The 7,977-nt window shown below is 36.7% G+C and carries 8 protein-coding genes and 1 pseudogene; 5 read left to right on the top strand and 4 right to left on the bottom strand.

Annotation, left to right across the window (positions count from 1 at the left end; genetic code table 11):
• Nucleotides 1-576: 576 nt before the first annotated feature.
• Both PSI23_RS19515 and PSI23_RS19510 read right to left on the bottom strand, forming a co-directional pair.
• Nucleotides 577-1,728, bottom strand: coding sequence for a glycosyltransferase (locus PSI23_RS19515; protein WP_273556638.1), 1,152 nt, complete (start codon nucleotides 1,726-1,728; stop codon nucleotides 577-579).
• 13 nt (nucleotides 1,729-1,741) lie between these two features.
• Nucleotides 1,742-2,497 carry a glycosyltransferase family 25 protein gene (locus PSI23_RS19510; protein WP_273556637.1) on the bottom strand — a complete coding sequence of 252 codons (756 nt, stop codon included), beginning with the start codon at nucleotides 2,495-2,497 and terminating at the stop codon, nucleotides 1,742-1,744.
• Nucleotides 2,498-2,964: 467 nt separating this feature from the next.
• Here PSI23_RS19510 and PSI23_RS19505 point away from each other — a divergent pair.
• From PSI23_RS19505 to prfH, 5 genes and pseudogenes are all read left to right on the top strand, one after another.
• A pseudogene (locus PSI23_RS19505) lies at nucleotides 2,965-3,129 on the top strand (NADP-dependent isocitrate dehydrogenase); the annotation flags it as partial.
• Nucleotides 3,130-3,456: 327 nt separating this feature from the next.
• Entirely contained in the window at nucleotides 3,457-3,801 is a 345-nt protein-coding gene (locus tag PSI23_RS19500) for a hypothetical protein (protein WP_273556636.1), read from the top strand.
• A gap of 152 nt (nucleotides 3,802-3,953) precedes the next feature.
• Nucleotides 3,954-4,307: a putative signal transducing protein gene (locus tag PSI23_RS19495; RefSeq protein WP_273556635.1), complete on the top strand. Its 354-nt coding sequence runs from the start codon at nucleotides 3,954-3,956 to the stop codon at nucleotides 4,305-4,307.
• Between the two features lie 469 nt (nucleotides 4,308-4,776).
• On the top strand, nucleotides 4,777-5,901 hold the full coding sequence (locus PSI23_RS19490) for an RNA ligase RtcB family protein (RefSeq protein WP_273556634.1): 1,125 nt from the start codon (nucleotides 4,777-4,779) through the stop codon (nucleotides 5,899-5,901).
• The gene (gene prfH / locus PSI23_RS19485) at nucleotides 5,898-6,515 is read left to right on the top strand and encodes a peptide chain release factor H (protein ID WP_273556633.1); all 618 of its coding nucleotides are present in this window, start codon (nucleotides 5,898-5,900) and stop codon (nucleotides 6,513-6,515) included. Before PSI23_RS19490 ends, prfH begins: the two co-directional genes overlap by 4 nt.
• A gap of 122 nt (nucleotides 6,516-6,637) precedes the next feature.
• On the opposite strand, the gene PSI23_RS19480 is transcribed toward prfH, so the two are convergent.
• Nucleotides 6,638-7,009, bottom strand: a complete 372-nt coding sequence (locus PSI23_RS19480) for a hypothetical protein (protein ID WP_273556632.1) — start codon at nucleotides 7,007-7,009, stop codon at nucleotides 6,638-6,640.
• A gap of 148 nt (nucleotides 7,010-7,157) precedes the next feature.
• Nucleotides 7,158-7,637, bottom strand: coding sequence for a PliI family lysozyme inhibitor of I-type lysozyme (locus tag PSI23_RS19475; RefSeq protein WP_273556631.1), 480 nt, complete (start codon nucleotides 7,635-7,637; stop codon nucleotides 7,158-7,160).
• Nucleotides 7,638-7,977 lie beyond the last annotated feature (340 nt).

Raw genomic sequence — 7,977 nt, 5'->3', positions numbered from 1 at the left:
CGGGGAAAGTTACACGAAAGGGGAATCTGACGGCCGATACCAATCGCGCGGGAACTACCAACCTGCCGGAAATTATCAGCCTGCGGGAAATTATGCGGTGAGGGGGGAATGTTATACCAGAGGGGAATCTGATAGCAGATATCTGTCATTTCAAAATAGACAGCCAAAAACGGTTTTATTTAATGTTAGCTTGAATGATGGAGAAACAGCAAATCTGGGTGTGGATTGTAGGGGGAAGATCATGTGGGTATGGTGTACGGAATCTAATAGAATAGCACCAGCTCAGACTATTATACCCACAGATAATTATGAAGTAGGCGTGCATTTTGGTTATCAAGGTTCGATTGATCTAACGCTAATTAATGGCGGTAGAACTGTCAAAGTTATTTATACGAGAAAAGATACTCGACTATATCGTATAGATATTTGGGATTAGATAAGGAGAATAGATATTTTAATGATGGCCTGTTTATATAGGCTATACAGGCCATTTTTATTATTGTTTTTTAGCGACCTCCTTCGAATTTCTTAAAATTAAAATGCCAGTAAATATTTACTGGCATTAAGTAGATGAGATTATCTAGATATAGTTTTTATTGAATTTTCAAACTCTTTTATAAATAGATTATAATCCATCGTTTGCTTTGACCACTCTAATGCATTTTTACTTAAACTATCGTAGGTTGCTATAACTTTTATTATAGCAAAAGCAAGCTCAGTAGGATTTAGTAGCTTTGGAGTAGTCATGCGATCATATATAGGATCATAAACCTCATAAGGGAAGTCAACATTAAGCCCTGTTTCCTTATAGTATTCATCAATGAGGTATGTAGGTTTTATTCCAATGCCACAAAAATCATTTTTAATTGCTTCAGGTTGCCCATCTATCAGCGGATATACGACGGGAATTCCGTGTGATAGCGCCTCTATACAAGATAATCCAAATGGTTCCGTAATAGCTGTACTAATATAAATATCTATATCAGAATAAAAGTCATCCATATTTGATTGATATCCAATAAAATCAATGTTTTTATCAAGTTTTAAATTTGTTGCTAAATTCTTTAGGGCTTTTTTTTGCTCACCATCACCTGCAATAATAAGCTTTGTATCGATTCCTTTTTTTAACATTTCAATGGTGGTTAATATTGCAATTCCTATCCCTTTTATATCCGTTAACCGAGACGCAGTACCTAATATTATTGTTTTATCATTTTTTATTTTTTTAGTATGCGATACAGTAGAAATTGGAAGCCTATTTAAAACCTTTTTAATTTCAAAACTAGGAGAAAAGCGCAATTCCATAACTCTTTTAGATGCGTTTGATATAGAAATTGCTCCATCTAACATATTCATGAAATTATTTGTTCGACTGTTTAAAGGATAACGCCAAGAGCACCCGTGATCATAATATATAAAAGTAGTGCCCTTAGGTTTTCTGATTAATCTTGGAACAAAATCCCATACAATAGTTATATCTGCTTTTCTATTTTTGATTTTTTTATTTAATATGAGTTTTCGTAGGAATGTAGGATATTTAATGGATGTTGAACCAATATAATTAGCATAGTTAATTTTGAAATGAGAAAGTTCAGATGCTATGTGTTTATTGATTACATTGCTTGTGCATAAAATTTCATTATCAAAAGAACTATTTTTTAAATATTCAATAAAAATACGTTCAGCACCGCCAAAGCCTTGTAAATTAATTAGATGCAACAGTTTCATGTATTTTCCTCTGTTATGGTTTTACCCTTTTAATCCAACTTCGAATAAATACCTTCCATAAGAGAGCTTTTATCCTTATTTTAAAGGTTCTATTTCTATACTGATCATCAAAAAAAGAAATTCTCTTTTTCAGTGCTGCTGATCTATCGCCTTCTAAAGTGGATTTATTTGATAAATCAGTGACGCTGATAATAGGAGGTATAACAGCTTTGATTTTAACAATACCACGCTCTTGTATGAATCGCCATTTGTCTGCTTCTATCCATATAGGCTTTAAGAATTTCACTAAATTTTTAGCGGCAGTATTATTAATGATGTATCCGTAACCATAATCGGCATCAATTACATCAACTAAATAATATTTAGGGGATAATTTTTTTTTGAAACTATCTATATACTCATTGGTAATACTTAGTAAATAGATTAGTGGGGTGTTTTTGTTTTTCAAGTTATAATTGCAAATTGAAATATAAACATTTGAAATTTCCTTGTTTAACTTTGCGTCATCTTCTAATATCAAGGCCGTGTCTAAATTATCATTTATTATTTTTTCATATACCTTTAAGTGACTGAGAGAGCAGCCAAGTACTCCGTGTGTCAGCCCATTATCATGAAAGTCTCTACAAAGTTGATTTATTTCTGAGTCAGATAGTTCCTTACCATTGACGGCTTCTATAAATCGAACTCGTAACCCGAAAGTTTCGGCTTGCTTTTTGATAGATTTTCTTCTTTCTGTATCTTTTGCTAGGTTTATTACAAAAATATCCATTGTTTTATATTCTGAAAAGATAGTTTGGTTGTAATTAGAAGTTTACTATATTAACTATCGCGCTATAGGTTGATTGCAACCAATAGTCGTACTTATTCATATCATCCCCAAAATGATTTGCAGAAAGTATAGCACCTGATTTTACTTGCGCAGCCTAACTTGGTGTGATCTCTATTCCAGATATCCCACCAATATAATCAGCAAACTGTTTATCACAACGCCAGCAGTTTGCTTCCCGCTTTCCCTCACCCTTTTGCGCCGGATATTCTATTGATGTGGTCGGTGAGCTGGGGAGTGTGGATGGGTGGTTTTGGGAGGTTTAAATAGCCTTTTTTATGTTCTGCAAAACATTTATCAAAAGTATGTAAATCAATAAGTTATTTAAGTGATTTTATATACAGTATACCGACATTAAAGTTTAAAAATAGTCAAATTATACAATTGGTTAGATTATAAACTTTAGCCTGTTGTTGCGCCACATGGGATGGTTTGAAGCCGCCGATCTAATCATTAAGGGAATGGAAGGCGCAATTGCAGCCAAGACTGTCACTTACGACTTTGAGCGCCTGATGGATGACGCTAAGCTGCTGAAATATAGCGAGTTCGGTGACGCAATTATCTCTCATATGTAATTGATTGCTTAACTGAATAGATAACGGGGGCTTAATAGTTCCCGTTGTTTTATTTTCATTGGCGAAATGGTTACCAAAGAGTTATCAAAACCTGTCAAATTTTGAGCATTTCAAACAGTGATTTTTATCCAATCTTTACCACAATCATCATGGTATTTGTCAGTTTTCCTCTGATTAATTGTTATTATTACGTCAAATTTTTACACAAATTAGATTAACCTCCAGATGACATTAACAGCACATATACGGTGAGTACCTCATGTTGTATTTACCTAATTTGCTTATGTATATATACTGCTGCCCCCGCTCTTATGGATTCAGAATTAAATGCTAAAAAAATTACTATTATTATCTATACTTGCTATGTCTGGTTGTGTATTCAATAAAATACCAACAGATAACTTAACATCACTCAGCGGTAATGAATTATGTTCGGCTCTGGGTGAAAACTCAGATAATGGCAATACTACCCTCAGACTCTTAGATGAAATAACATCCAGAAAAGGTGCCATTGATATGGAAAAATGTCATGCACTTGAAATGTCAGCAAGAACAAGAGGCTCTAATTTTGGCGATCCTGGCGCCTGGGCTCGTGAGTCCAGCAGAATGGTAGAACAAACCAGAAGAGATGTAGAAATGTTCAAAAAATTAAAGGAAATGGGCAAAATTTAGTTACTGAGCGAAGGCGTATTCATGTTCCAGTGCGCCTTATCTCCAATCGATTGAAGAAAGCTGGAGTAAGTGTGCAATAGTAGATTATACTGGTTAATAAATCATCTGATCATGGTGTGCTTATGTGGAACAGTCATCTTCAAAGAGGAAATATGCAGTTATTGGCAAATTTTTTATCGCCTATAGATGCCCATATTGTCTTGGGCAGAATGTTATCAGAAGATATTTATGCAGTTGTGATAGATGAAGATATTGTGTGGAATAACTATATGTATTCTCAGGCATTTGGTGGTGTAAAACTTCTTGTCCATCAGTCTGATATAGAACGTGCGAAAACGATACTTGCTAAAATTGAGGATAATAAGTTTTCATTAAATAAAGTAGAGTCTAATCAGGATAATAAGAAAAAATCACCATCTCAATATCATTCTTATAAGTTAATAAATACTTTTTTAGTACTTTTATTGTTTTTAATATTCGGAATAGCATTACCGCTAAAGGCTTAATGCCACTCTTCTCTTTAATCTTAATGCTATGAAGTTGATTTTATTCGATCTACTGAATAGATTTTAAGTTTCTAGGTATCCCGTAAAGCAGTAACTTGAATGATGAAGGGGATAAACATATAAGTTCGGTTTTTTGTTGATAAAAATGAAGTTATCAGTTATAGAAAATGTAATAATTTATTTCTTAATGAAATTAAAATTAAATGTAATTAAAACATCTTAGGATAGTTTAATTTAAAAAAATACTGGCAATACCTATAGAGCTTGAAGTATGATGCAGCGCCTGCAAAATGCAACTACTCACTAAACCCACATTAACTACTGAAAAGGAGGAATTCACGATGATGACAATAACAATGACTCTTTTCAGGCCAGCCCATAGCTAATTACTAAATTAGAATTTTCAGTATTGCTTGGCTAGGAAGGCCTGACCATACCTTTATTTTTTATTGATCATTAAGGTTAATCTATGGGCAATACTTTGCATTCAGCTGTGCCAAGCGTACAGCTTATCGTAGCAGAAAATACTTGGCTGGAAGGTAAGGCTATCCAGCAATTAGAAATAACAGCACAGCTTCCTGACATGGTTCGTGTCGTTGGTCTGCCGGATCTTCATCCTGGCAGAGGATACCCTGTCGGTGCTGCATTTTTCTCACAGTCACGTTTCTATCCGGCTCTTATCGGTAATGATATTGGTTGTGGTATGGCATTGTGGCGAACAGATCTGACGTTGAGCAAAAAATGGTCATTGGATAAGCTGGAAAAACGGCTCGGTTCCATTGATACTCCTTTAGGCACAGAAGATCTACCAGACGATATACCTGAACATTTTTGTTATTCACCGGGAACGATTGGTGGTGGAAATCATTTTGCTGAATTGCAGCAATTAGATGAAATTTATCAACCGGATATTCTTGAAACTTGGCAGTTGAGTAAACAGCAACTTTTGCTATTAGTGCACAGTGGCTCACGTGGCATGGGACAAATGATCCTTGAACAACATGTTCGTGAACATGGGCACTGTGGATTGATGGCATCTAGTCCACAGGCACTGAATTACCTTCAGCAGCACCAACAAGCGTTGGATTATGCTTGTTTTAACCGTCAGTTGATTGCAGAAAGAATGTTAAAACGTTGGCGAGTGAATGGAGAACGTCTACTTGATGTTTCACATAATTTGCTTACCCAATGCACTATCGACGATACCATTGGATGGTTGCATCGTAAGGGAGCAACCCCCGCTGATCAAGGGCCGGTGATTATTCCGGGATCCCGTGGAGATTATAGCTATCTGGTTCAGCCTTTGAGCAGCGAAAGCAGTTTGTTTTCCCTTGCTCACGGTGCGGGGCGGAAATGGATGCGTGGGGAATGTAAGGAGCGTTTGAGCGGGCGCTACAACGCTGTCCAACTTTCTCGTACAGCATTAGGTAGTCGTGTCATTTGCTTAGATAAGCAATTGATTTTCCAAGAAGCACCAGAAGCGTACAAACCTATCAGCGGTGTAATGGACGCTATGCTACAGGCTGGCTTGGTGAAACTGATAGCGCGGTTAAAACCTGTTCTGACATATAAAACACGGGGAGGCAACGAATGATCTTGTTGCAAATTTCCTCGGCTCAGGGGCCTGATGAATGCTCGCTCGCTGTCAAAAAAGCGTTAGAACGATTGATCCAAGAAGCCACAGAATTAAATGTTATTGTGGATATTTTGGAAGAAGAACAGGGACAGCGTGCCGGTACATTACGTTCTGTATTAGTTGTCATTCAGGGAGAAAAAGAGCAGCAACTGTTTAAACGTTGGAACGGCACTATCAAATGGGTTTGCGAAAGCCCGTGGCGAAAAGGGTTAGGCCGCAAAAACTGGTTTATTGGTGTGACGCAATTTGATCCTATGCAAGAAATGATGGAAAGCGGCATTAGGTTTGAAACGTCAAAAGCTTCTGGGCCAGGTGGTCAACATGTCAATAAAACAGAGTCAGCGGTTAGAGCAATACATATTGCTAGCGGAATTAGCGTTAAAGTACAGTCTGAACGTAGCCAGCATGCTAATCGTCGTCTCGCCCATTTATTGTTGGGGCATAGGCTTCGGCAGTTGCAAAACATGCAGCTAGCACAGCTAAAAGCCGAACGACGTTTATTTCACCATCAGGTTGAAAGAGGAAATGCAGTGCGTACTTTTATTGGGATGAAATTTACGCCACAAGGTTAATATTTGCTCAATAAGTGTTAAATCATAGCATGACAGTAATTAAACACTGCCAGTAATTGTAATTTGAATTGGCAGGATTAACGCAGTAGAGCGACAACGTAAGTTAGTCGCTCTACTGGATCTTATTTTGTTCTCTCGGATAAAACATGCTTTGTTTGTGCTTTGCATGCTTCGATAGATTTAACCAGTGATTCGTCAAAATGACGAGGACTTGGGAAGACTTGTTTATTTTTTCTGATTTCTGAGACTGTTTGTTTGATAGATGCAATAAATTCATCTTTATTACTATTGATTTCTTTAAGATCAAATCCTTTGCTACTTAATTCCTTTAAGGCCTTTTGGGCTATCGCATCAGGAGAATCATGGGTTTTAAATGCTTCTACAGAGGCTTTCCCAAACAAACTACAATAAGTTTCTGCAGTTTTATCTACATTAGCATGTGCAGCATATGAGAAGAGCGGGAAAAGGAAAATCGGCAATAAAAGACGTTTCATAATTTCCTCTTGATCGGCTATACCATTATTGGCTATACCATAATAGTGGTGGCAACTGTAACTGAAATGACAACATTAACAATAGTACATAATTCAACGTTTGCGTTGAATCTCAGTGCATAGTGATTTTGATTGAAGAGGCGCTTATTCAATGTTTTTGCTCTACACACGCCTCTCTTTTACATATCGTACGGAGTGACTTTATGGGATCATTATTTCCGTTTATATGGATGCGTGTGAGAAGTTTGATATTTTTTTCAGTAATTTTAAGAGCATCAACTTCAAGGTAATTCCCTGAACCAGCAGTGAGTTTGGAAACAATTAGTTCTTTGGAACCATCGCCATTAATGTCAGCAAATGTAATCCTCGGATTTCCATTATCTTTAAGCACTGAACCATCACGTTTAAAGACAGCTCCAGTTACAAAGTCCGTAAGATCTTTATCCTTAAAAATAGCGATAGAATAGCTGCCAATTGATGCGCTTTCCAGATCACCAGTTGACAGGACGGCAAATCGTTTATCAGGCAAGTTAATCAATTTCCCCTCTCTTGCACCAGCCGGAGTTGATAACAATAGAGTTATTAGAGTCGGAATGGCAATGGTCTTCATGATGTTACTTATACGCATAAACAATGCTCCATTGTATAGGTGAGATCTAAATCGTAGCACGAATTTGGGAAGAACATATCCCAGTGGAGAGAACAGTCCACTGCCTATGTTAATATTACGATATAGTGCTGAACCAAAAAACATTATTTTTTCTTATTGTTTTTTGTTAGGAAATGGCGGCTTTTAAGATAAAAAACGAAATAATATTTTCTAATAATGTTTGAATCAACGGGAGTTATCACTCCCGTTTTTTATTATGGCTTTAGCCAGTTTAAGTAGCGTCAGCTTCTTAAACATAAAACCCCCCGCTATGCGGGTGGAGGCCAAGGGTTATACCAAGAAAAACACCTTTCCGTTA

Source organism: Xenorhabdus yunnanensis (assembly GCF_028598805.1).
GTDB classification, from domain to species: Bacteria; Pseudomonadota; Gammaproteobacteria; order Enterobacterales; family Enterobacteriaceae; genus Xenorhabdus; species Xenorhabdus yunnanensis.
The sequence above is the reverse complement of the archived record's forward strand: the minus strand, read 5'-3'. Positions and strand labels throughout refer to the sequence as shown.